Source organism: Microbacterium sp. P26 (assembly GCF_023712585.1).
GTDB classification, from domain to species: Bacteria; Actinomycetota; Actinomycetes; order Actinomycetales; family Microbacteriaceae; genus Microbacterium; species Microbacterium algihabitans_A.
Window position 1 is genome coordinate 210,231 of record NZ_JAMAXZ010000008.1, and the last position, 23,472, is coordinate 233,702.

The 23,472-nt window shown below is 72.1% G+C and carries 24 protein-coding genes; 15 read left to right on the forward strand and 9 right to left on the reverse strand.

The annotated features are described in order from the left end of the window. Nucleotide 1 precedes the first annotated feature (1 nt). The 4 genes from M3667_RS15385 to M3667_RS15400 all read left to right on the forward strand — a co-directional run bounded on the left by M3667_RS15385 (nucleotide 2) and on the right by M3667_RS15400 (nucleotide 6,728). On the forward strand, nucleotides 2-1,390 hold the full coding sequence (locus M3667_RS15385) for a glycine--tRNA ligase (protein WP_251509325.1): 1,389 nt from the start codon (nucleotides 2-4) through the stop codon (nucleotides 1,388-1,390). A 171-nt stretch (nucleotides 1,391-1,561) separates the two neighbouring features. After that, nucleotides 1,562-6,112: an SCO7613 C-terminal domain-containing membrane protein gene (locus tag M3667_RS15390; protein ID WP_251509327.1), complete on the forward strand. Its 4,551-nt coding sequence runs from the start codon at nucleotides 1,562-1,564 to the stop codon at nucleotides 6,110-6,112. A 64-nt stretch (nucleotides 6,113-6,176) separates the two neighbouring features. Beyond that, nucleotides 6,177-6,374, forward strand: coding sequence for a hypothetical protein (locus M3667_RS15395; RefSeq protein WP_251509329.1), 198 nt, complete (start codon nucleotides 6,177-6,179; stop codon nucleotides 6,372-6,374). Nucleotides 6,375-6,512: 138 nt separating this feature from the next. Further along, nucleotides 6,513-6,728 (forward strand): hypothetical protein, encoded by a 216-nt coding sequence (locus M3667_RS15400; RefSeq protein ID WP_251509331.1) that lies wholly within the window; start codon nucleotides 6,513-6,515, stop codon nucleotides 6,726-6,728. 70 nt (nucleotides 6,729-6,798) lie between these two features. Here M3667_RS15400 and M3667_RS15405 read toward each other — a convergent pair whose 3' ends face one another. From M3667_RS15405 to M3667_RS15435, 7 genes are all read right to left on the reverse strand, one after another. Then, nucleotides 6,799-7,254, reverse strand: a complete 456-nt coding sequence (locus M3667_RS15405) for a hypothetical protein (RefSeq protein WP_251509333.1) — start codon at nucleotides 7,252-7,254, stop codon at nucleotides 6,799-6,801. Next, the gene (locus M3667_RS15410; RefSeq protein ID WP_251509335.1) at nucleotides 7,251-7,964 is read right to left on the reverse strand and encodes a hypothetical protein; all 714 of its coding nucleotides are present in this window, start codon (nucleotides 7,962-7,964) and stop codon (nucleotides 7,251-7,253) included. Before M3667_RS15410 ends, M3667_RS15405 begins: the two co-directional genes overlap by 4 nt. A gap of 43 nt (nucleotides 7,965-8,007) precedes the next feature. After that, entirely contained in the window at nucleotides 8,008-8,331 is a 324-nt protein-coding gene (locus M3667_RS15415; protein WP_251509337.1) for a hypothetical protein, read from the reverse strand. A gap of 2 nt (nucleotides 8,332-8,333) precedes the next feature. Then, a complete protein-coding gene (locus M3667_RS15420; RefSeq protein WP_251509339.1) occupies nucleotides 8,334-9,059 on the reverse strand; it encodes a hypothetical protein in 726 nt (241 codons plus the stop codon). Between the two features lie 122 nt (nucleotides 9,060-9,181). Next, on the reverse strand, nucleotides 9,182-9,769 hold the full coding sequence (locus M3667_RS15425) for an HhH-GPD-type base excision DNA repair protein (protein ID WP_251509341.1): 588 nt from the start codon (nucleotides 9,767-9,769) through the stop codon (nucleotides 9,182-9,184). A gap of 172 nt (nucleotides 9,770-9,941) precedes the next feature. Continuing rightward, nucleotides 9,942-10,223, reverse strand: coding sequence for a hypothetical protein (locus M3667_RS15430; protein ID WP_251509343.1), 282 nt, complete (start codon nucleotides 10,221-10,223; stop codon nucleotides 9,942-9,944). Nucleotides 10,224-10,249: 26 nt separating this feature from the next. Next, nucleotides 10,250-11,581 (reverse strand): glutamyl-tRNA reductase, encoded by a 1,332-nt coding sequence (locus tag M3667_RS15435; RefSeq protein WP_251509345.1) that lies wholly within the window; start codon nucleotides 11,579-11,581, stop codon nucleotides 10,250-10,252. Between the two features lie 100 nt (nucleotides 11,582-11,681). Between M3667_RS15435 and hemE the strand changes: the two genes are divergently transcribed. The 11 genes from hemE (at nucleotide 11,682) to cofD (ending at nucleotide 21,695) form a co-directional block, all read left to right on the forward strand. Continuing rightward, on the forward strand, nucleotides 11,682-12,719 hold the full coding sequence (gene hemE / locus M3667_RS15440; RefSeq protein WP_251509347.1) for a uroporphyrinogen decarboxylase: 1,038 nt from the start codon (nucleotides 11,682-11,684) through the stop codon (nucleotides 12,717-12,719). Continuing rightward, nucleotides 12,716-14,221 carry a protoporphyrinogen oxidase gene (gene hemG, locus M3667_RS15445; protein ID WP_251509349.1) on the forward strand — a complete coding sequence of 502 codons (1,506 nt, stop codon included), beginning with the start codon at nucleotides 12,716-12,718 and terminating at the stop codon, nucleotides 14,219-14,221. The genes hemE and hemG overlap by 4 nt, the downstream gene beginning before the upstream one ends. 110 nt (nucleotides 14,222-14,331) lie before the next feature. Continuing rightward, nucleotides 14,332-14,733 (forward strand): hypothetical protein, encoded by a 402-nt coding sequence (locus tag M3667_RS15450; protein ID WP_251509351.1) that lies wholly within the window; start codon nucleotides 14,332-14,334, stop codon nucleotides 14,731-14,733. A gap of 4 nt (nucleotides 14,734-14,737) precedes the next feature. Continuing rightward, entirely contained in the window at nucleotides 14,738-15,148 is a 411-nt protein-coding gene (locus M3667_RS15455; protein ID WP_251509353.1) for a phage holin family protein, read from the forward strand. Next, entirely contained in the window at nucleotides 15,138-15,416 is a 279-nt protein-coding gene (locus M3667_RS15460) for a hypothetical protein (RefSeq protein ID WP_251509356.1), read from the forward strand. The genes M3667_RS15455 and M3667_RS15460 overlap by 11 nt, the downstream gene beginning before the upstream one ends. A 126-nt stretch (nucleotides 15,417-15,542) precedes the next feature. Beyond that, a complete protein-coding gene (gene hemQ / locus M3667_RS15465; RefSeq protein ID WP_144831601.1) occupies nucleotides 15,543-16,214 on the forward strand; it encodes a hydrogen peroxide-dependent heme synthase in 672 nt (223 codons plus the stop codon). After that, entirely contained in the window at nucleotides 16,211-17,209 is a 999-nt protein-coding gene (hemC, locus tag M3667_RS15470) for a hydroxymethylbilane synthase (protein ID WP_251509358.1), read from the forward strand. Before hemQ ends, hemC begins: the two co-directional genes overlap by 4 nt. Next, nucleotides 17,206-18,021, forward strand: coding sequence for a uroporphyrinogen-III synthase (locus tag M3667_RS15475; protein WP_144831607.1), 816 nt, complete (start codon nucleotides 17,206-17,208; stop codon nucleotides 18,019-18,021). Before hemC ends, M3667_RS15475 begins: the two co-directional genes overlap by 4 nt. Then, nucleotides 18,018-19,001: a porphobilinogen synthase gene (hemB, locus tag M3667_RS15480; RefSeq protein WP_251509360.1), complete on the forward strand. Its 984-nt coding sequence runs from the start codon at nucleotides 18,018-18,020 to the stop codon at nucleotides 18,999-19,001. The genes M3667_RS15475 and hemB overlap by 4 nt, the downstream gene beginning before the upstream one ends. Nucleotides 19,002-19,109: 108 nt before the next feature. Continuing rightward, the gene (gene hemL / locus M3667_RS15485) at nucleotides 19,110-20,450 is read left to right on the forward strand and encodes a glutamate-1-semialdehyde 2,1-aminomutase (protein WP_251509362.1); all 1,341 of its coding nucleotides are present in this window, start codon (nucleotides 19,110-19,112) and stop codon (nucleotides 20,448-20,450) included. 279 nt (nucleotides 20,451-20,729) lie between these two features. After that, entirely contained in the window at nucleotides 20,730-21,695 is a 966-nt protein-coding gene (gene cofD, locus M3667_RS15490; RefSeq protein ID WP_251509364.1) for a 2-phospho-L-lactate transferase, read from the forward strand. A 23-nt stretch (nucleotides 21,696-21,718) separates the two neighbouring features. On the opposite strand, the gene cofC is transcribed toward cofD, so the two are convergent. Together cofC and fgd are read right to left on the reverse strand one after the other, a co-directional pair. Then, the gene (gene cofC, locus M3667_RS15495; protein ID WP_251509365.1) at nucleotides 21,719-22,354 is read right to left on the reverse strand and encodes a 2-phospho-L-lactate guanylyltransferase; all 636 of its coding nucleotides are present in this window, start codon (nucleotides 22,352-22,354) and stop codon (nucleotides 21,719-21,721) included. Nucleotides 22,355-22,442: 88 nt separating this feature from the next. Beyond that, on the reverse strand, nucleotides 22,443-23,453 hold the full coding sequence (gene fgd / locus M3667_RS15500) for a glucose-6-phosphate dehydrogenase (coenzyme-F420) (RefSeq protein WP_251509368.1): 1,011 nt from the start codon (nucleotides 23,451-23,453) through the stop codon (nucleotides 22,443-22,445). Nucleotides 23,454-23,472 lie beyond the last annotated feature (19 nt).

A 23,472-nucleotide genomic window follows, 5' to 3' on the forward strand; every position in this document is an offset into this window, starting at 1 on the left:
CGTGGCCGAACAGTCCCGCCTCGACAAGGTCATCGCCCTCGCCCGCCATCGCGGATTCGTCTTCCAGGCCGGTGAGATCTACGGCGGTTCGCGCTCCGCGTGGGACTACGGCCCCCTCGGCACCGAGCTCAAAGAGAACATCCGCCGGCAGTGGTGGCAGACCTTCGTGCGCGGCCGCGGCGACATGGTGGGCCTCGACTCGAGCATCATCCTCCCCAAGCGGGTGTGGGAGGCCTCGGGACACGTCGCGACCTTCACCGACCCGCTCGTGGAGTGCCTGCACTGCCACAAGCGCTTCCGCGCCGACACCCTCATCGAAGACTTCGAGGCCCGCAAGGGACGCAAGGCCGAGAACGGCCTCGCCGACGTGCCCTGCCCCAACTGCGGCACCAAGGGCCAGTACACCGAGCCCAAGGCGTTCTCGGGCCTGGTGAAGACCTACCTCGGCGTCGTCGACGACGAGTCGGGTCTGTACTTCCTGCGCCCCGAGACCGCGCAGGGCATCTTCGTGAACTTCTCGAACGTGCTCACGGCGTCGCGTCGCAAGCCCCCGTTCGGCGTCGGACAGGTCGGTAAGGCCTTCCGCAACGAGATCACCCCCGGAAACTTCATCTTCCGCACGCGCGAGTTCGAGCAGATGGAGATCGAGTACTTCACCCCGCCGGCCGAGGCGAACGAGTGGTTCGAGCACTGGGTCGAGGCGTGCTGGAACTGGTTCATCGAGCTCGGCATCGACCCCGAGAACATGAAGCGTTTCGACGTGCCCGAAGACGACCGCGCGCACTACTCCGCCGGCACGATCGACGTCGAGTACCGCTTCGGCTTCCCGGGCAAGGAGTGGGGCGAGCTCATGGGTGTCGCCAACCGCACCGACTACGACCTGAAGAGCCACTCCGAGGCGTCGGGCCAGTCGCTCACCTTCTTCGACCAGGCCTCGGGCGAGAAGTACACGCCCTACGTCATCGAGCCCTCGTTCGGTCTGACGCGCGCGATGATGGCCTTCCTCGTCGACGCCTACCGCGAAGAAGAGGTGCCCAACGCCAAGGGCGGCACCGACACCCGCACGGTGCTCAAGCTCGACCCGCGCCTCGCGCCCGTCAAGGTCGCGGTGCTGCCGCTCTCGCGCAACGAGCGCCTGTCGCCGCTGGCCCGCGAGGTCGCCGACACGCTGCGCGCGGCCGGCTGGAACATCGACTTCGACGACGCCGGAGCGATCGGCCGCCGCTACCGTCGCCAGGACGAGATCGGCACGCCCTACTGCGTCACCGTCGACTTCGACTCGCTCGACGACAACGCCGTGACGGTGCGCGACCGCGACACCATGGGTCAGGAGCGCATCGGCCTCGACGCCCTGCACGGCTACCTCTCGGAGCGCCTGCGCGGGGCCTAACCGCCCGTTTCACGCCGCGTTCACGGCGGAGTACGTACCGGATGCCGTGACCCCGAGGTCGCGGCATCCGGTTTCTCTTTCGGTGGGTGCGGATGGCGGTCCGCGGACAACCCCCGGGCAGGTCGGAGGTCTTCGCTAGCCTGGGGCGACGACCGACGCCGAGGGGGCACGATGACGGAAGTCGATCACGGGGGAGCACTGCCGGGCATCGCCTGGCCCACGCAGCCGGGGGCGCTCGTCGACACCTCGCGCTGCCCGTCGTGTTTCGCACCCATCACGACCTCGCCGTGCCCGCGCTGCGAGCTCGACCTGACCGACGCGCGCACCGCGCGCGTGCTCGACCTGTCTCGCCGCATCGTCGAGCTGGTCGACGAGCGGGCCGATGCCCTGTTGCGGATCCACCGCGACGCTGTTCCGGTGGCTGCTGCGGGTCTGGCGGACGTAGAGTCGCCGGTCCCGTCGATTCCGCTCGCGCCGGCGTCCGAGCTGGTGCCGGAGGTAGGCCCCGCGCCCGAGCCCGCTCCGTCGGGGGAGCTGCACCCCGTGCTTCCCGCTGCGGCCACCGCGGTGGGGGAGCCGCCGACCGTCGTGACGGCTGCCGCGGCCGCCGCCGTGCCACCCGTCGCTGCCGCGCCCGTCGCCGCGGCATCCGGGTCGGCGCCGTCGTCCGCCGCCGTCCCGGCGCCGCCGGTCGCACCGCCTGTCGCGCCGCCGCCCGGCGCGGCTGCCCCCGCCGCCGAGCCCGCCCGGCCCCGCCGCTCGGGCGTGCAGGTGTTCCTGCTCTCGGTCGGTGTCGTGCTGCTCGCGGTGGCTGCGGCGTTCTTCCTGACCGTCGCGTGGATCAACGGCGGCCTCGTGCTGCGCTCGATCGTCATCGCGCTCGTCACAGCCGGCGTGATCGCCACGGCGTCGATCCTGCGGCGGCGCGGACTCGGCGCGACCGCCGAGGGCATCGCGCTGCTCGGCATCGCCTTCGTCGGCCTCGACGTGTGGGCCGTGCGCGCGAACGACCTGGGGGCGACGGCCGACGTCGACGCCGCCGTCTACTGGGGTGCGACGACGACGGTCGCCGGCGTCGTGTTCGTGGGATGGGCGCGTCTGTCGCGCCTGCGCGCCCCGCTGTCGTCCGCGGTCTTCGCTCTCGCCGTCGGTCCCGCGATGCTGGCCGCAGGCCTGCTCACCCGCGACGCGGCGTTCGGCTGGTGGGCCTGGGGACTGGTGCTGGTGGTCGTGGCTCTCGCGGCCCCGTTCGCCCCTCGGCTCGCCCGCCCTCGCATCGCGCTGACGGTCGAGACGGCGATCGTGCGCGGTCTCGCCGCGCTCGGCGCGATCGTCGCCCTCGCGATGTCGCTGCTCGTCGACCCCGCCAACACCTCGACCCCCGTGATCCTCGCGGGTGCCCTGGCCCTCGCCCTCGCCGTCCACGCGTGGTCGTTCGCGCGCCAGGGGGCCGCGCGGCTCGCGCCCGTGGCCGCGATCGCGGCCGTGCTCGCCCTCGGCGTGGGCATCGCCGGCACCGTCGCCCGCGCCGCCGATGCGACGCTGGCGGCCACCATGCCCGTGCTCGTCGCGGGCGCCGTGGCGCTCGTGCTCGACGCCGCCGCCCGGCGCAGCCCCGGCGGTGTGGGTCGCACGACCCTGAACTCGGCCGCTCTGTCGGCCGCCGTCGCCGCCGGCCTGGCCGCTCTCGTGCCCCTCGGCTGGGCGCTGCTGTCGTTCGGTGCTCCGCTGCGGTGGGTCATCGCGATCTTCGGGCGATCCGCCCTCGAGGCCGATGCTCCGGATGCCACGTCCACCGCCGCCGTCATCGCCCTCGTGGCGCTGGTCGCCCTCGCGATCCTCGTCTGGCGGATCTTCGGGGGCTGGGTCGAGCGTCGCGGCCTCGCGCTCGGCATGGCCGCGACCGTCGCCCTGCTCGCGGGACCGCAGCTGCGCGTGCTGCTCCTCGTCGTGCTCTGGTACCTCGCGATCGCGGTCACGGCTGTCGTCGTGCTGCGGCGTCGCCGCGGCGACATCGGCCTCGCGGCGGTGGTCGGCACCCTGGCACTCGGCACCGGGTGGCTGCTGTCGTTCTCGTCGCCTCTCGCCTGGGCCGTCGCAACGGTCGTCGCCCTGGGGACGCTCGCCGCTGTCGCGGGGGCGCACCCGACGCTGCGCGTGCCCTCGACCGTCGCCGTCGTCCTCTTCGCCTCCGTCAGCGCGCTGTTCGCACCGACGGCGCTCCGGTCCGGAACCGGGACGGTGGTCGAGGGAGCCTCTCCCTTCACGGTCGCCCTCGCGGTGGCGGTCCTGGCGCTGCTCATCGTGGTCGCCCCGCTCGCGCGGCGCCTCGGTCTCGACTCCGCGCAGCGCGAGGCCGGCGCGCTGACGGCCCTCGCGGTCATCGTCGTCGCGGGTGCTCTCGCCCTGCTCACGCGCTTCGTCGCCGCGACGGAAGACTGGCGACTCGACATCGCCGGCATCGTCCCCGCCGCCCGCGCGATCGACCTGTGGCTGCTCGCCTCCGCCGCCGTCGCGGCCGCGGCGTGCGCGGTGGTGCTCTCACCCCCATATCGGTCGTGGCGCGTGGCCCGCCCCGCCTCCGCGGTTCTCCTCCCGCTGCTGGTCGCGACGGCCGCCGGCGCCGTTCTCCGACTCATCGACGCGGATGCCTTCGCGCGGGCGATCGTGCTCGGGGCGATCGCCGTGATCGCCGCGGCGGTGGCGCTGCGGGCCCTCCGCGACGATCGACCGGTGCGCGTCTTCCTCGACGCGGGCACGGCGATCGTGGTGCTGCTGTCGATCGTCGGCGTTCCCTCCGACGGCGTCCGCTGGGTTCCGCTGCTGCTGGCCGCGGTGACCGCGGTGCTGTGGGCGACGGATGCCGACGGGCTCTTCACCGCGCGCGGGATGCGTCGGCACCTCGTCTGGCTCGCGCTCGTCTTCGGGGCTGCGGCCCTGTGGACGCGCCTGTTCTGGGCCGACGCCGAACCCGTCGAGCTCTACACGCTCCCCGTCGGCGTCGCCCTACTCGCCCTCGCGGCGGGGCACGAACGCGCGCGGCGCCTCGTCGCGGGCCGCTCGGCCGCCGCTCCCGCGGTGATCGCGGCGTCGGGCGCGACGCTGGCCCTTGTGCCCACGGCTCTCGCCGACCCCGCCGACCTGACCCGCGCCGTCGTCATCGCCCTGGTCTCGGTCGCCGTGCTCGTGCTCGGAGCCTGGCTGCGGCCGCCGCGCACTCCCGACGAGCTCCCCGTCGCTGTCGGCGCCGCCGGGGCGCTCGCGCTCGTGCTGCTGACGGTCTCGCAGATCGGGCATGGCGTGGGTCGAGGCGCCCTCGGCTTCGCCGACCTCGTCGTGCTGGTCACGGCCGCGGCGATCCTGGTCGCAGCCGCGGGACTCGCCCGCCGCCCGTCGACGTGGGCGCCGAGGCTCGCGCGAGCCGTCGCGCTAGCGGCGGTGATCGTCTTCGCGCTCGGCGAGACCGCGCTGGTCGCGGCCGGTGAGGGGGCGATCGTGCGCGCCGTCGGTGCCGTCGTGCTGCTGGGTGCGCTCGGCGTCGTCTGCCTCCGTCTCGCGCGGCCCGTCCTGGGGGTTCCGCTCGCGGGTGCCGGTCTCGGGGGAGCGGCCCTCGTCGCCCTCGTCGGCGTCGGTGCCGACGTGCGGCCGATCGAGTGGATGACGGTGCCCCTCGCCGTCGCGTGGGTTGCCGGTGCACTGCTGTCGCGCTCTCGCCCCCTCCCGCCCGTCCTCGTCGCGTTGGCCGCCGCGGGCCTCGCCATCGGACTCCTGCCCTCGGCCGCGCTCGCGGACTCGTCGCTGGTGCGCGCCCTCGCCGTGGTCGTCGCGGCGGTCGCGATCCTCGGCGCCGCGCTGCGTCTGCGCGGCGCCCTCGCGCCGCTCGTCGTGCCCGTCGTCGCGGTCGGTTCACTCGCCCTCGCCCTCGCCGCCTCCCTGCGCGCCGTGCGAGAGCTCACCACCCCGTTCTTCGACGTCTGGATGCTCGTCGCCACCGTGCCCCTGTTGGGCGTCGCGGTGCTGCTCGTGCGGCGTCGCCCCGATGTCACGCGGGCGGTATCGACCGCCCTCGTCATCGCGGCTCCGGCGGTCGCGGTCGTGCTCACCGTGCTCCGGCTCTCGGCGACCGGCGAGGGTTCGCTGCGTCTGGTCGTCACCCTCGCCGCCGTGCTCGCCGTCGGGCTGTGCTGGCGCGCTTCCTCGGCGACGCTCGTCTTCTGGGCGACCTTCGGGGTGGCCGCGGTCCTCGCCGTTGGGGCGTTCGCGATCGGTGCCGCCGACCCCGTCGAGGCGGCCACCGCTCCGCTCGCGGTCGCGCTGGTCGTCCACGGCATCCGCTCGCTTCGACGTCATCCGGCTCTGCGCACCTGGCCGGCCCTCGGGCCCGGGATCGCCCTTCTGCTGGTGCCCTCGTTGCTGTTCGACTTCACGGCCGACAACGCGCTGTGGCGCGCCATCTCCCTCGGCGTCGTGGCTCTCGCGATGCTGCTGGTGGGAGTGCGTCTGCGGTGGCAGGCGCCGGTGCTGCTCGCCGGCATCGTGCTGATCGCGCATGCCGTCGCGCAGCTGTGGCCGTGGATCTCGGCTCTCTACGTGAGCGCGTCCGGTCTGCTGTGGGTCTGGATCGGCCTCGCCGGAGCCGTGCTCATCTTCGTGGCGGCCACCTACGAACGGCGCATCCGCGAGCTCAAGGCGGTGGCTCTGGCGATCCGGTCGCTGCGCTGAGCCGGCGGGCCGCCGAGTCAGAAGCGTCCCCCCTAGGCTCGTCGTGTCTGCAAGGGGGATGAGGATGTCCGAGAATCCAACCCTTGTCGCGAGCCGTCTGCGGACGGCGAGCGTGCTGTTCTCGGCCGCCGCTCTGATCTTGCTCACTATGGGTCTGCTGCTGTCGTGGTCCCGCGTGGCCGTGTTGATCGCGCCCGTACTCATGGGTGCGGCGGCGCTCGTCTTCGCGGTCAGAGCGCGGCGATCCGCGCCCGCGAAATGAAACGGCTCTCTTCCGTTCGTCCTGTCGGCCCCTGCGATCGTCGGTCCCGCCGCCACGGTCACGGCGGTACTCGTCGCGGGTGCTCTCACCCCGTCGGCGGTCTACCGACTCACCGTCGACTCCGCGGACCCCGTCACCGTGACCATTCGTGACGGCGCTGACAGCACGACCGATCAGTGGAACGCCGGACGGTCGATCAGGGTCGAGTCTTCTCAGCCGGTGGTCGGGATCACCGTGAAGTCCTCGGTCGACACGACGATGGTGTCGTGCGAGATCCTCCGCGACGGGATCACCGTCGCCGCCGATGAACGAGCCGGATCGGTCGACTGCAGCTACATCGCCGGCGGTGACTGAGCCAGCCCTTCTCTTCCTTCGCCGCGGCCTGCGCGGCGCGCCCGTGGTGCCGCGTCTGTCGAGCCGAGCGTCAGATGAGCGGCCGGTGGGAGGCGAGGGGAGAGCCCGACCCCGACGCTGGTGTCCGCCAGTTCGAGCGGCAGAGCACGACGAGGATCGCGGTGATCGCCACAGCGTAGATCGCGACGGCGACTCCGCCGGGGGCGCCCAACACCGTCAAGGCCGGCAGCACCAGCATGAAGCCGCCGACGAGCAGGGAGACCAGCACCAGCACTCGATCCATGGACGCGCCTCGCTCGGTCTGCGCCCCCCGGCGGGCGAGAACGAACGAACGCACCGCCACGATCGCGAATAGCGCTGCGACGACCAGATTCCCCGGAAGGGCGAGGAAGGGCGCGGCCACCGAGGCGACCCACACGTCGAGGGCGACGAGCAGCATCACGAGTGCGATGGGTACAAGGAGGGCGGCGATGATGCCCCGCCAGAGGGCGGAGCGGACGGTCGCCTGGTGCACGTCGGCGCTCACTCGCTCGCGAATTCGGGCCAGGCGGTCGCGCGACCGGCGATGCCTTCGATCTGGCTCTGAGCGGCGCTGATCGCGTTGTCGAGCTGAACGTTGGCGCTGATGATCTGCACGAGGGCCGCGGCGATCGCGGTGACCATCGTGATGATCGCCGCCGGAGCCGTGACGATGCCGGCCAGGCACCCGATCCCGGCAATGAGCCCGCCGATGAGCGTGCCGAGCGTGGTGTACATGAGCGTCGTGAACACGTCGAGGCCGCCCGCGAGCTTCTCGAGCGAGGCGGTCACCGGGGTCGAGATGGCGGACTCGAACCCCGTGAGCGTGGTGCGCTGCGCGGCGACGGCCTGCTGATACTTCTGTGCCCCCTTACCCGCCCACTCGTCGTCGGTGGCGAGGGAGTTCGGGTCGATCCGACGGGTGAGATTGGCCAGCTCCGACGCGGCGTCCGTGCGCCACCGGCCGATCATCGACCGCAGCTCGGCGCGGTCGCCGGGGCGACGGTACGGATCGCTGATGACCTGCCAGAGCTCGTCGGCCCGGTCCATGAGCCAGTTCCAGGCGTCGTGCACCGCGTCGGCGGCCCAGCGGAAGACCGCGGGGACGCTCGCCAGAATGCCGTTGACGGTGGAACGGGCCTCTTCGAGGTGACGCTCGATGTCGCGGACGAGGCCGCCCCACTCGGGGGCGGCGGAGCCGCCGGTGACTGTTGTCATGTGCTCATCCTCCTGTTGTCCCGGTCGTGTCGGGAGCCGTCTGTCAGTACTGCGCTTCCCAGAGACCGGTGGTCGTGCTCACAACATCCTCCTCGTTGCGGAGGTACATCTCCCGGACGTTGCGCAGCTCGGTGGCGCCGGCGGTCGCGGTGGCGGAACCGTCGCGAAGGTAGGTGCTCACCGCGTCGACGACCGCTCCGTAGCTCGCGAAGAGCGCGTCGCCTTTCCAGCAGAACACGACGTCGGTGGAGCGGAGATTCGCGACCGCGTTCGCCGCGGTGGACAACTTCTCGCCCACCTCGTCCCACACGGCGGCGTCGTCCTGCAACGCGTCTGCGGCGACGGCGATCTGATTCGGATCAGCCATGATCACTCTCCCCGGGTGAGCATACGGACGAGCTCGACCGGGTCGGCGAGCTCGGTGGCATAGACGTCGAGCGGTGTCCCCGCGAAGAGGCCCTGCGGGGTGGACTCGTCTGATGTCGCCCGGGCGTTCGCCAGAGCGGCGCGCAGAGCGGCGGTCACCTCCGCACCGTCAGCGGAGCGCAGCCATTCGCGGTCGAACTCGAGCTCGCGCAGGTCGTCTGCGGGCCCGAGCACCACGCGCACGCGCCCGTCGCGATCGCTCGCCGTCGTCGCGCGTGAGGCCCGCTCCCGCACGATTTCGAGACTCTGGCGCAGACGCTGCGAGTAGTCCTCCAGGAACCGGTTGACGTTGCGGTGCAGCGCGTCGCCGTCGGCGTCTTCGATGAGGCGGTCGATCTCGCCGCCCCGGCGCGTCGCCGTCAGCGTGGAGGGGGTGGGAACCGTCGGTGCCTCTGCACCGAAAGCCTGCGTCCACGCGCTGAGGCGTTCGACGGCCGCGGTGCCGACCGTCGTGAGCACCGCGGTGGCGAGTTCTTCGGGGGCGATCGCCGTGCGCCAGAACGTTCCGATCTCGATCTCGGGACCGCCGTCGGTCCACCGCACGGCGATCTGACGGTGCGGGTCCTCGGTCGCGGCCGTCCCGTCGACGCTCAGCGCGACCTTCATCTGGTCTGCTTTACGCGTCACCTCGTCATGGAGCGCGTAGAGCTGCTCGTCATCCGTCGACATGGTCCCCCACCCTTGGTCGCACGGTCCCGGCCCCTCACGGCCGAGCCTTCACAACGATCCAACCTAGTAACAGACGGGTGCCGAGGCGAGCCCGATGAGAGAACCCTCATCGAGCGAGCGGTTCAGCCCTTCGCCGCTTTCGCCGCCGCTTTCGCCGCCGCTTTCGCGGCGCGTTTGTGCTCGCGCACCTTCGTCAGCGACTCGGGGCTCACGATGTCGGCCACCGAACGGAACGAACCGTCTTCGCCATAGGGCGCGGAGGCCTCGCGCCAGCCGGCGCCGTCGAAGCCGCGTTGCTTGCCGAGCAGGGCGAGGAAGATCTTCGCCTTCTGCTCGCCGAAGCCCGGCAGGTCCTTCAAGCGCTTCAGCACGGTCTTGCCGTCGGGCTCGTCGCGCGTCCAGAGGTTCTCGGCCTTGCCGTCCCAGTCCTCCTCGATCGCTGCGCACAGGGCCTGCACCCGTCCCGCCATCGACCCGGGATAGCGGTGCACGGCGGGCGACTTCGAAAACGCGGCGGCGAACGCGTCGGTGTCCTGATGGGCGATCGCCCCGGCTTCGACCGGCCCGGTGCGCTCCTGGATCTTGAGCGGCCCCGCGAAGGCGGTCTCCATCGCGACCTGCTGGTCGAGCAGCATGCCGATCAGCAGTGCGAGCGGATTGGTCGACAGCAGCTCGTCGGCGGCCGGGTCGTCGGTGATGCGCAGGCTCATGCGTTCATTCTCCCGCGCACACCCGCGCGTGGGGCGCCCGGCCCCACCCAGGAACGACGAGACTGCACCTCGCTGACAAGAGGGCGTCATCCTGCAGCGGAGATGTCGGCGAGATGCAGTCTCGCGCTCTCCGCGACCGCGCGCTCCCGCGACCCGGCGCCCGACGGCGCGCTCAGGCGGGTTCCGCGATCCACTTGCGAGCGAAGGGCACGGCATCCATCTCGAGCAGATCCTCGGTCGCCTCGCTGATCTGCACCTCGAAGTGCGCGACGCTTCCCGGCTTCAGCCGCTTCACGAGCGAGCCGTCGACGCGGCGGATGACCGTCTCGGTCACCGAGGGCGCATCGTCGTCGATGTGCAGAAGTCCGAGCGCGAAGGTGGCGATCCAGCGCAGCGCGTTGCCCTGGCGGGGTTCGCCCGCGACGACGTAGACCTCGGATGCCGGAGTGCTCACGGCATCCATCCTGCCCGAGGGGCGAGTCAGCTCGCGTCGGCGATCTCGCCGCGCGCGGGAGCGGCGGGCTCGGCCACCTCGATGCCGAACAGGGCGGACAGCGCGTCGATGTACTCGTCGGCGCGGCCGGTCTCGGCGAGCTGGTGCGCGCGCGTGGTCGGGGTGTGCAGCAGCACGCCGACGAGGTGGCGCAGGGCCTGCTCGGTCTGGCCGTTCTCGTCGCCGCGGGCGCGCACGCGGGCGACCTCGGTGTCGAGCACCCCGAAGACGTGGGCGCGCAGGGCGACGACGGCGGGCGTGATGTTCTTGCGCTCGCCGACCGAGGTGAAGCGACGGGCGGCGTCGCGCACGAGGTCGCGCGCGGCATCCGTGGCCTGCAGCTCTTCGAGCGGGGCGTGCAGGCGGATGGTCTCGAGGTCGAGCAGGTCGACACCGGGCACCGTGGCCACGTCGGGGTCGACGTTGCGGGGCAGGCCCAGGTCGATCACGAGGCGACGCGCGGTGTGGTCGACGGGGCACAGTCCGGTGCTGTCGTCGACGGCGGTCTCGTAGGCCCCGCGTCCGGCGGCGAAGGTCGCGGCGCTGACGACGTGGTGCTCGCTCGTGGTGCAGGTGATGACGAGGTCGGCGTGCGCGACGGCCGAGGGGAAGGTCTCGGCCGAGATCGCGCGCAGCCCGTGCTTGGCGGCGAACTTCGCGGCGCGGCCCGAGGGGGAGTGCACCGAGATGTCTTCGGCGCCCTGGTCGCGCAGGGCGGCAACGGTGGCGGCGGCGTAGGCGCCGGTGCCCACGAGCAGCACGCGCAGGGTCGACCAGTCGGCGATGCGGCTGTCGGCGAGCTCGAGGCCCAGGCGCACGAGCGAGCGGCCGGCGCGACCGATCGCGGTGTGGTTCTTCACGCCGCGCTGCGCCTCGGAGGCGCGCTGGAAGAGGCGCTCGAGTTCGGCGGAGGTGGTGCCGAGCTGACGCGACTCGGTGAGTGCGCGGCGCACCTGACCGGCGATCTCGCCCTCGCCGACGACGACGGATTCGAGACCGGATGCCACCGAGAACAGGTGTTCGGCCACGTCATCACCGCCGAGTACGGTGTACGACCCCTCGAGCTCGCTCGCGGGCACGCCGGTGGCGGCCTCGATCGCGTTCAGGGTGGCGTCGATACCCAGGGCGACGGCCGCGGTCACGGGCTCGTCCATGTCGACGTAGGCCTCGAAGCGGTTGCAGGTCGCGACGACGACGGCGCCCTGTACGAGCTCGTCGTGCGCGGCGATCAACGGGGCGACGGGGGTGCTGGGTACGCTGAGCCGCTCGAGGAGCTCGAAGGGCGCGGTCTTGTGACTCGCGCTGACGCACAACAACACGTGGATATTCTACGCCCGGCCTCCTCGGGGTATTCCGGGTGGCCTCTCGACGTCAAGGCATCCCCCTCGCGCTCAGGGGTCGGATGGGAGGATGGATGCCATGGCCACACCCGACGCGCCCCTTCTCCGTGCCCTCCGCGGCGACCGTCCCGAGCGCCAGCCCGTGTGGTTCATGCGCCAGGCGGGTCGCTCCCTTCCCGAGTACCGCGAGCTGCGCGTGGGCACGCGCATGCTCGACGCGTGCCTGACGCCCGACCTCGCCGCCGAGATCACGCTGCAGCCCATCCGTCGGCATGACGTGGATGCCGCGATCTTCTTCAGCGACATCGTGGTGCCGTTGCGACTGGCCGGGGTCGACGTGGTCATCGAGCCGGGGCGCGGTCCGGTGTTCGCCGATCCCGTGCGCACCGCCGCCGACGTCGAGCGCATCACCTCGATCGATCCGGCCGACGTCGCCGCCGCGGCCGACCCGATCCGCGAGGCCGCGCGTCGGGTGACGGCCGAGCTGAGCGACCAGGTGCCGCTCATCGGCTTCGCCGGCGCTCCGTTCACGTTGGCGGCGTACCTCGTCGAGGGCGGGCCGTCGAAGGAGCACCTGCGCGCCCGCGGAATGATGCACGCCGATCCGCAGTCGTGGCACCGTCTCGCGGGGTGGCTCGCGAAGGTGTCGCGCGCGTTCCTCGACGCGCAGATCGAGGGCGGCGCCCAGGCGGTGCAGCTGTTCGACTCGTGGGCGGGATCCCTCTCGACCGCGACCTTCCGCGAGTTCATCGCGCCGCACTCCACCGAGGCGCTCGAGGGCATCGAGGTGCCGCGCATCCACTTCGGCGTCGGCACGGGCGCGTTCCTCGACGACATGCGCCTGGGCGGCCTGGCCGACGCCGTCGGCGTGGACTGGCGGATGCCGCTCGACGAAGCGGCCGCGATCGTCGGCCCCGACGTGACACTGCAGGGCAACATCGACCCCGCGCTCCTGGGGGCGCCGTGGCCAGTGCTGGCCGCCCACGTCGACGACGTGCTCGCCCGCGGACGCGTGGCCCGTGCCCACGTGCTCAACCTCGGTCACGGCGTCCCGCCCGACACCGACCCCACGGTGCTGACCCGCATCGTCGCCCGGGCCCACGGAGAAGACGCGTGAGCGAGTCGCTCGACCGGCTCGTGCGCCAGGCCCACGACACGCACGTCGTCGTGATCGGCGGGGGCGTCTCGGGCCTCGTCGCCGCGCGCGAGTGCGCGAAGGTCGGGCTGCGCGTGACGGTGCTCGAGGCAACCGACGTGCTCGGCGGCGTCGTCCGCTCGGCGGAGGTCGGCGGAATGACGCTCGACGTCGGTGCCGAGAGCTTCGCGACGCGCGGCGGGATCGTGCGCGGGCTCCTCGACGAGCTCGGTCTCGCGGGCGAGGTCGTCTCACCGAACCCGGCCGGTGCGTGGGTCGCGGGCGTGCCCGGGGTCGGGGCGGCGCCTCTTCCGAAGGGCGGGGTGCTCGGCATCCCGGACAATCCCTTCGCCCCCGACGTGCGACGCGTGATCGGCTGGCCGGGTGCGTGGCGCGCCTATCTCGATCGCCTGCGTCCGCCGCTCACGATCGGTCACACGCACAGCCTCGGCAAGCTCGTGGGCTCGCGCCTGGGCTCGCGGGTGCTCGACCGTCTCGTCGCGCCGGTCACCAGCGGGGTCTACTCCGCGCGGCCCGACGACATCGACGTCGATCTCGCCGCTCCCGGGCTCAATGCCGCGCTCACGCGCGTCGGGTCGCTCACCGGTGCCGTGGCCGAGCTCCGCGCGAGCCGCCCCGCCGCGCGTCCGGCCGACGCTCCGGCATCCGACGTGCCCGTCGCGACGGGGGCGGGCAAGGCCCCCGCGCCGGGCGGCGCCGTCCAGGGCATCGTCGGGGGCATGTCGCGCCTGGTCGACCGACTCGTCGAGGTGCTCGAAGAGGCCGGGGTCGAGCTGCGCCGCGGGGTGGCCGCCGAGAAGCTCGAGCGCACGAGCGACGGCTGGGCGGTCGTCACCTCGGTCGACGAGAAGCCGCTCGCCGCACGCGCCGTGCTCGTCGCGCTCCCCGAGGGGCCGGCGCGCGAACTGCTCGCCCCCGTCGTGAAGGGCCTCGAGATCGGCGACCCGATCGCTCCCGTCGTCGAGGTGGTGACGCTGGTGGTGAACGCTCCGGTGCTCGACGCCGCTCCGCGCGGAACCGGAGTGCTCACGGTGCCGGGCAGTCACGTCGCCAAGGCGATGACCCACTCGAGCGCCAAGTGGGACTGGGTGCGGGATGCCGCGAAGCCCGGCGTGCACGTGGTGCGCGTGTCGTTCGGCGCCCAGGGTGAGGAGCCCGCCACGGCCGCGCTCGACGACGCCGCCGCCGCAGACCTGGCGCGCACCGAGGCCGCAGCCATGCTGGGAGTGGAGCTGCCGGCATCCGCCCTCATCGACTCCCACCGGGTGCGGTACGTGCAGTCCCAACCCGCGGCCACGATCGGGCGCGCCGCCGCGACGGCGGCCGCGCGCGCCGCCGTCCGCGCCGTCGACGGCCTCGGGGTCACGGGCGCGTGGGTGTCGGGCACGGGGCTGGCGCAGGTCATCCCCGACGCGCGCGACGAGGCCGACCGCGTGCGCAGCGCCGCCCTCTGGCGCAGCTGAACGCCCGCGCCCTCGTGCATGGGCGTCGTGCTGTCAAGGGCGGATGCCGGACGCGGCATACATGACTACTGTGAGACTCGACCAGCACTGATCGAGCGTGAGGAGACCCCATGAGGGGCAAAGCAGCACTCGTCGTCGGACTCGTGGCGGGCTACGTGCTCGGAGCACGCGCCGGCCGCCAGCGATACGAGCAGATCAAGGCGCAGGCCGGGAAGGTCTGGGACCAGCCCGTCGTCCAGGGACAGGTCGAGAAGGTCAAGGCGTTCGGCGTCTCGGCCCTCAAGTCCGTCCCCGGCGTGGTGTGGAAGGGCGCGAAGTCGGTCACCGGCGCCGCCAGTGGCTCGGGCACGGTGCAGGAGCGCGCCGAGCGCGCCGGCCGTGCCGCGAAGCAGTCGGCCCACGAGGTCGCCGACGTGGTCGAAGACTCCGTCGACGACGCCAAGCGCGCCGAGAAGTCCGCCACCACGCGCGCCAAGGCCGCTCAGAGCGGTTCCGACGCGTCCGGGAGCTGACCGCATGACGACTCCCCGCGGATTCCGCGATCGCTCCGACGACAGCCTGTTCACACTGATCGGCGACATCCCCGAGCTCGTGCGCAACCTCGTCGTCGCCGAGATCAACGGTGCCAAGGCCTGGGCGCAGCGCACGGCGAAAGACGCCGGGATCGGTGCCGGCTGGTTCGTCGGCGCTCTCATCGTTCTGTTCTGGGCGATCCCGGTCTTCTTCGCCTTCGTCATCGCCGGGCTCTCGTCGTGGTGGCCCGTCTGGCTGTCGGCGCTCGTCGTGTTCGCCGTGATGGTCGTGATCACGGCGATCCTCGCCCTGCTGGGGTACCTGCGGTTCAAGAAGCTCGCGAACCGCGAGAACCCGGGCGAGGCCATCTCCGAAGACGTCCGCATCGTGAAGGAGGCCCGCGATGAGTATTGATCGCCCCGTCCCCGTTCCCCGCACCGCGGTCCCGCTGGGCATCACCGACCCCGTGAAGTCGGCCCGTGCCGAGCTCCGCGCGGCTCTGGCGGCGATCGAGGTCAAGGCCAACGCGCCGCGTCGCGCAAGCGAAGCCGTCGATCGCAAGGTGCACGAGATCCGCACCAAGGCGCAGCAGAACCCCGAGGTGGCCATCGCGGCCGTCGCCGGCGTCGCAGCCCTCGTCGGCCTCGCCGTCTGGGGTCTCGTGCGCGCCTACACGCGCTGATCCGTCTCGAAGCGGCCCGTGTCCTCTCGGACCGGGCCGCTTCGGCGTTCGCGGGGGAGTCCTGCGGTGGTTCGCCGCCGAGTCAACGGGTTTGGACCCCCGCCCCGACGAGACGAGACTGGGAGCATGTCCGATGACAGCTCCTCTTCCGTCTACACGCTCTGGGCCGTGTTCCGCCGCGACCCCGAAAACCCCGTCGTCGCCTCCGAGGCGACCGAGCTGGCCGATCTGGTCTCGCTCATCGAGGCCGACGGCGTCACCGTCCGCGGCTTCTACGACGTCAGCGGCCTGCGCGCCGACGCCGACCTCATGGTCTGGCTGCACGGCGAAGACCCCCAGGCGCTGCAGCGCGACCTGCGCCGCCTGCGCCGCACCGAGCTGCTGAAGAACCTCCTGCCCACGTGGAACGCGATGGGCGTGCACCGCGACGCCGAGTTCAACCGCTCGCACGTGCCCGGCTTCCTCCGCGGCATCGAGGCCCAGCAGTGGCTGTGCCTCTACCCCTTCGTGCGCAGCTACGAGTGGTACCTGCTGCCCGAAGCGGAGCGCCGCGAGATGCTCATCGAACACGGCAAGAAGGGCTCCGCCTATAAGGGCGTCATCGCCAACACGGTGGCCTCGTTCGCCCTCGGCGACTACGAGTGGCTGCTGCCGATGGAGGCCGACGTGCTCACCGACCTCGTCGACATGATGCGCGACCTCCGCTACACCGAGGCCCGTCGCCACGTGCGCGAGGAGGTGCCGTTCTACACGGGCCGTCTGGTCTCCCTCGACGAGATCCCCGAGATCCTCCAGTGAGCGCGCCTCTGCGCCTCGGCACTCGCCGCAGCGCTCTGGCGATGGCGCAGTCGCAGATGGTCGCCGACGCTGTGGCCGCGGCATCCGGTCGCCCCGTCGAGTTGGTCCCGATCGTCTCCGAGGGCGACGTCAACCGTGCGTCGCTGTCTCAGCTGGGCGGGCGCGGTGTCTTCGCCAACGGTCTGCGGGAGGCGCTCGCCGCCGATCGCTGCGACTTCCTCGTCCACTCGCTGAAAGACCTGCCGACGCAGCAGCCCGACGGTCTGGTGATCGCCGCGACCCCGGCGCGTGAAGACGCTCGCGACGTCGTCGTGACGCGCGACGGTGTTCCCCTGGGCTCGCTCGCCCCGGGCGCGCGGGTGGGCACGGGTTCGCCCCGCCGCATCGCGCAGGCCCTGCGGCACAACCCGCGCCTCGACATCCGCGACATCCGCGGCAACGTCGACTCGCGCCTCGCGCGCGTGCGCGACGGCGAACTGGATGCCGTGATCCTCGCCGCCGCGGGCTTGTCACGGCTCGGGGGAGACCTCGGCGGACTGCAGGCTGAGGCTCTCGGACTGTCGGAGTGGCCGACGGCTCCCGGGCAGGGGTCGCTGGCGGTCGAGACGCGCGCCGACATCGATCCCGACATCCTCGAGGCCCTCGCACAGCTCGACGACGAGGACACCCGGGCCGAGATCACCGCGGAACGCACCGTGCTGTCGGCGCTCGACGCCGGGTGCAGTGCCCCCGTGGGCACGCACGCCTCGCTCGCCGAGGGTGATCTGCGTCTGCGGGCCGTGGTCTACGCGCTCGATGGAACGCAACGGATCGGCATCGACCGAACCGTGCGTCTCTCACCGGGGTATGGTGGGGAAACGGGCAGTGGCAATGGAGCGGATGCTGCCGACGACGGGGGAACGATCGCGCGAGCGGCGCGAGCGGGCCGAGAAGCCGCGCGTCGGCTGCTCGAACGAGGGGCGGCCGACCTGGTACCACGAGAGTCGACCACATGAATGAAGGCCACTGGAACACGCCGAACCCCTCGACGGGCGGCGTGCCCAAACCTCTGTCCGGTCGACGCGTGCTCGTGCCGCGCGGGGGCCCCTGGGGCGACGGCGTCGCCGCCAGCCTGCGTCAGCTCGGCGCCGTTCCGGTCATCGCTCCGCTGATCAACTTCGCGCCGACGAACGACCAGGCCACCCTCGACCAGGCGCTCGCCGACCTCGCCGACGGCGCCTTCGACTGGCTGACGCTCACCAGCGCCACCACCGTCGACGTGCTTTACGCCTACAAGGCCGTGATCCCCGCGCAGACCAAGGTCGCCGTCGTGGGCGAGACCACGGCCGCGGCGATGCAGGCCGTCGGCTACCACGTCGATCTCGTGCCCGAGCGCGACAACTCGGCGCAGGGAATGGCCGAGCAGATGATCGCGATCGAGACCGAGCCCCGCAACGTGCTGACCCTGCGCAGCGAGATCGCCAAGCCCGTGCTCACGCGCCTGCTCATCGAGGCCGGACACAACGTGCGCAGCGTCGTGGCCTACCGCACGGTGGGCGTGCCCGTGACCGAGAAGATCGCGGCCGACGTCACCTCGGGTCGCATCAACGCCATCCTCGTCACCAGCGGCTCGGTCGCGGAGCAGGTGGTCGACCAGTTCCCCGAGATCCCGGCATCCACCGTCATCGCCGCCATCGGTCCCCGCACCGCCAAAGACGCCAAGCGCGCTGGTCTGAGCGTCGACGTGGTGGCCGAGACCCAGACCGTCGACTCCCTCATCGAAGCCGTCGCCCGCTTCCCCCTGCACTCCGACGAATCGACCTCATGAGCTTCCCCGAGCACCGCCCGCGGCGCCTGCGCCGCACCCCCGCCGTCCGTCGTCTCGCTCGAGAGACCCACCTCGTGCCCTCGCAGCTCGTGCTGCCGATGTTCGTACGCGAGGGCATCACCGAGCCGAGCCCGATTGGTTCGATGCCCGGCATCGTGCAGCACTCGATGGACTCCCTCCGCCGCGCGGTCGCCGAGGCCGCCGAGCAGCGCATCGGCGGGGTGATGCTCTTCGGCGTGCCCGAGGTGCGCGACGCCGTGGGCTCAGGCGCCGACGACCCGAACGGCATCCTGAACCGCGCCACCGAGGCCGTGGTGGCCGAGGTCGGCGATGCGGTGGTCGTGCAGACCGACCTGTGCCTCGACGAGTTCACCGATCACGGGCACTGCGGCGTCCTCCGTGACGACGGGGCCGTCGACAACGACGCGACCCTCGAGCGCTACACCGCCATGGGTCTCGCGCAGGCGCGTGCGGGCTCGGCGATGCTGGGCCTGTCGGGCATGATGGACGGCCAGGTCGGCGCGGTGCGCGAGGCGCTCGATGCCGAGGGCTTCAGCGACACGCTGATCCTGGCCTACTCGGCCAAGTACGCGGGGGCCTTCTACGGTCCGTTCCGCGAGGCCGTCGACTCGCAGCTGAAGGGCGATCGCCGCTCGTACCAGCTCGACCCCGGCAACGGTCGCGAGGGCGTGCGTGAAGCGCTGCTCGACGTCGAAGAAGGCGCCGACGTCGTCATGGTCAAGCCGGCGCTGCCGTACCTCGACGTGCTGGCCGACGTGAAGGCCTCGGTCGACGTGCCCGTGTGGGCGTACCAGGTGTCGGGCGAGTACGCGATGGTCGAGGCGGCTGCGGCCCACGGCTGGATCGACCGCCGCGGCGCGATCATGGAGAGCCTGCTCGGCATCCGTCGCGCCGGCGCCGACGCGATCCTGACGTACTGGGCGGTCGAAGCCGCCCGCTGGCTCCGCGCCGAGCTCTGAGCACTCCCTGCACCTCTCGCGCGTGAGGGGTCACTTTTCGTCGCCTGGACGGCGTCGAAGCGACACTTTTCGACCCCTCGCACAGGGGCGCCCGGAAGAATGGATGCCATGACCGATCTCAACGACCAGTGGTTCGCTCGCGCCAAGGACGTCATCCCGGGCGGCGTGAACTCGCCCGTGCGCGCGTACGGCTCCGTGGGCGGCACGCCGCGGTTCGTGCAGTCGGCCTCCGGCGCGCGGATCACGGATGCCGCGGGTCGAGAGTACGTCGACCTCGTCGCCTCGTGGGGTCCGGCCCTGCTCGGCCACGCGCACCCCGAGGTGGTCGGGGCGGTGCAGTCCGCGGCATCCCGCGGTCTGTCCTTCGGCGCTCCGACGGGGGCCGAGGTCGAGCTCGCCGACCTCGTCGCGCAGCGCGTGCAGGTCGGTGATCTGAAGCCGATCGAGAAGGTGCGTCTGGTGTCGACCGGCACCGAGGCGACGATGACGGCGATCCGTCTCGCGCGCGGTGTCACTGGTCGCGACCTGCTGATCAAGTTCGCCGGGCACTACCACGGTCACTCCGACGGCCTGCTGGCCGCCGCGGGTTCGGGGGTCGCGACGCTCGCCCTGCCCGGGTCGGCGGGCGTTCCCGCGCCGATCGCTGCCCAGACGCTCGTGCTGCCCTACAACGACCTCGACGCGGTGCGCGAGGTGTTCGAGGTGCACGGCGAGAACATCGCCGCGATCATCGTCGAGGCCGCCTCGGCCAACATGGGCGTCGTCCCGCCGCTGCCCGGCTTCAACGCCGCCCTCGCCGACATCGCGCACAGCCACGGCGCCCTGCTGATCATGGACGAGGTGCTCACCGGATTCCGCGTGCACCCCGCCGGGTTCTGGGGTCTGCAGGCGTCGCAGGGCGAGCGCTACCTGCCCGACATCCTCACCTACGGCAAGGTCATCGGCGGCGGCATGCCGCTGGCGGCCCTCGCCGGTCGCGCCGAGATCATGGACCACCTCGCGCCCCTCGGCCCCGTGTACCAGGCGGGCACGCTGTCGGGGAACCCGCTGTCGGTGGCCGCCGGCCTCGCGACCCTGCGCCTCGCCACCCCCGAGGTCTACGCGGCGGTCGACGCCGCCGCCACGACGATCGCCGATGCGCTGGACGCAGCGCTCACGGCCGAGGGCGTCGTGCACGCCGTGCCGCGCGCGGGCTCGCTGTTCGGTGTCGCGTTCCTGCCCGAGGTTCCCCTCGACTACGCCACGGCGCTCACGCAGCAGTCGTACCGGTACGCGCCGTTCTTCCACGCGATGCTGGATGCCGGGGTCTCGCTGCCCCCGAGCGTGTTCGAGGCCTGGTTCCTCACCGCCGCCCACGACGAGGTCGCTCTCGACCGAGTGCTCGAGGCGCTGCCGGTCGCGGCCAAGGCGGCCGCGGAGGCGCTGGATCCGACACTGCTCGCGCAGTAGCCGGGATCATCCTCGAGGAGGACACGTTTCGTCCGTTGCGATGATGTGCGATGGATGCCGCGCGGCGAGGCTGGAACCATGCTTCCCGCACCTCCCGCACCGTCCGCCCTCTCGTCGCTGTTGTCGCGGCTCGCGGCGTGGTGGCCGACGTCGATGGCCCCGCGTCGGCGTCGCGCGACGTGGCGGCCGCTGCGTGGCGGTGCCGCGGTCGATGCACGGTCGAGCTGAGCGACACCGAATCCGGTCGATCGCCCTCCGTGCGGCTGGAAGACTGAACCAATGCTTCCTCCCCAGCCTCGTGTCGTCGTCCTCGCCGGTGGAGTCGGGGGGTCGAAGTTCACCCTCGGCGTCCGCGCCGCCCTTCGCCGGATGAACGCTCCCGAGGCCACCGTCGTCGTCAATACGGGCGACGACCTCTGGCTCTCCGGCGTGCGTCTGCAGCCCGACGTCGACTCGATCACCTACGCCCTCGCGGGGGTCAACGACACCGAGCGCGGCTGGGGGCGGGCCGGCGACACCGAGCGCGTCAATGAAGAACTGCAGGCGTGGGGCGCGGGCTGGCCGTGGTTCACGCTCGGCGACCTCGACCTCGGGACGCACCTCGCGCGCACCGGGTGGCTGCGCGAGGGGCTCACCCCGACCGAGGTGCTCGCACGCATGGCGCAGCGCTGGCCGCTCGGCATCCGGATGCTCCCCATGACCGACAGCGAGGTCGACACGCACGTGCTTCTGGAGGACGGCGGGCGCATGCACTTTCAGGAGTGGTGGACGCGCCACCGCGCGAGGCTCACGCCCCGCGCCTTCGAGAACCCCGGGATCGCGGATGCCGTGCCCGCCCCGGGCGTCGCCGAGGCCATCGCGGGGGCCGATGTCGTGCTGATCGCCCCGTCGAACCCCGTCGTGTCGATCGGTCCGATCCTGGCGGTTCCCGGGATCCGGGATGCCGTGCGGCAGACGTCGGCGAAGGTGGTCGGCGTCTCGCCGATCATCGGGGGGCGGGTCGTGCGCGGCATGGCCGACGTGTGCCTGACCGCGATCGGGGTGGAAACTTCCGCCGCGGCCGTCGCCCGGCACTACGGCGCGCGGTCGGCCGACGGCGTGCTCGACGCGTGGCTGCTCGCCGAGGAGGACGCGGCAGCGGCACCTGAGGTGGAGGCCGCGGGCATGCGCGCCGTCGTCGCGCCGCTGTGGATGCGCGACGAGGCGACCTCGGCCGCGATCGCGGAGGCGGCGCTGGGGGCTTGAGCCTCCGGCTGGGTCGCTGGCCCTCAGGCCGCAGCCGCGGCCAGCACCGCCGACGTCCGCGGACCCACACCCAGGGCCACGGCCTCGGACAGCTGGGCGGCGGTGTCGACGTCGCGGTGCAGCGTCGAGGCGCGGTCGACGGCGAGGGCGGTGCAGCCGAGCAGGCGGTGGCGCGCGGCGGAATCGGGTCCGAAGGCCGAGACCCACACCGCACCGGCGCGAGCGGTGACGAGTGTGGAGCCGGTGCCCTCGGCATCCGTCACCAAGCCCCGTTCGACGGATGCCGCGAGCTCGAGCGCGGCGTCGAGATCGGCGGGGCGCAGGGCGGGGACGTCGCCGAGCAGGGCGGCGCGCGGGACGCCGACCCCCGCCGCCTCGGCGCCGAGCGCGATGGCCGCGTCGAGGCCGCGCGTGTCGCCCTCGGGCACGACGTCGACGGTGCGCGAGCGGCGGAACTCGGAGCGGACACCCTCGTCGTCGGTCACGACGATGACGCGCGACACCAGATCGGCTGCGGCGGCCGCGGCGATGGTGTCGAGTGCGATGGCGCGCGCGAGGGCCTCGCGGTCGGTGCCGACGTCGGTGAGTCGGGTCTTGCCGACCGCGGCGGGCTTGACCGGCACGACGATCGTCCAGCCGGAGGTGTCAGGAATGCTCATCGCCTCCATTGTGTGCCGGGCATCCGACATTCCCGTGCGGGGGTGGCGGGGTGCCGTGAAACGTGCAGCCCCTCGCCACCCCGCCGCCTCAGGCGAACCGCTTGCGCAGGCGGGGCAGGATCTCCTCGCCGTACATGTGCAGGAATTCCTTCTGATCGTGACCGGGGTCGTGGAACACGAGGTGGCGGAAGCCCAGGTCGACGTACTGCGCGATGCGCTCGACGTGCTCGTCGGGGTCGGTCGAGACGATGAAGCGCGACGCCGCGCGTTCGATCGGCAGCTCGTTCGCGAGGCGCTGCATCTCGATCGGGTCGTGCACGCTCATCTTCTCTTCGGCGGTGAGCGCGAGGGGAGCCCAGAAGCGGGTCTTCTCCATCGCGGTGTCGTGGTCGGGGTGGTACGACACCTTCACCTCCATGAGGGTGTCGACGTCGTCGCGCGAACGGCCGGCCTTCGACAGGCCGTCGTCGAGGGCGGGGAGCAGCTTCTCGGTGTAGAGCTCGGGGTCTTTGCCGCTCGTGGTGATGTAGCCCTCGGCGATGCGTCCAGCCAGACGCGTGGCCGCGGGACCCGAGGCGCCGATGTAGATCGGAACCTTCTGCTCGGGGCGGTCATAGATCGTGGCGTCCTTGACCGAGTAGTACGTGCCCTCGTAGGTGACGCGCTCGCCGGCCCACAGCTCGTTGATGATCGTGATGGCCTCTTTGAGGCGCTGGAAGCGCTCGGGCGGCTCGGGCCACTCCAGGCCCAGGGTCACCTCGTTGAGCGCCTCGCCGGTGCCGACGCCCAGCACGACGCGGCCGGGGTACATCACGCCGAGGGTCGCGAACACCTGCGCGATGACGCCCGGGTGGTAGCGGAAGGTCGGGGTGAGCACGCTCGTGCCGATGATGACGCGTTCGGTGCGCGCACCCAGCGCGCCGAGCCAGGGGAGGGCGTTGGGGGCGTGACCGCCGTCGTGCATCCACGGCTGCAGGTGGTCGGAGAGAAAGACGGAGTCGAAGCCGACCTCCTCGGCCAGCACGCCGAACTCGAGCAGCTCGTTGGGCCCGAACTGTTCGCTCGAGGCCTTGTAGCCGAATCTCAGGGGAACGCTCATGAGTCTCCTTCTGCGTGAC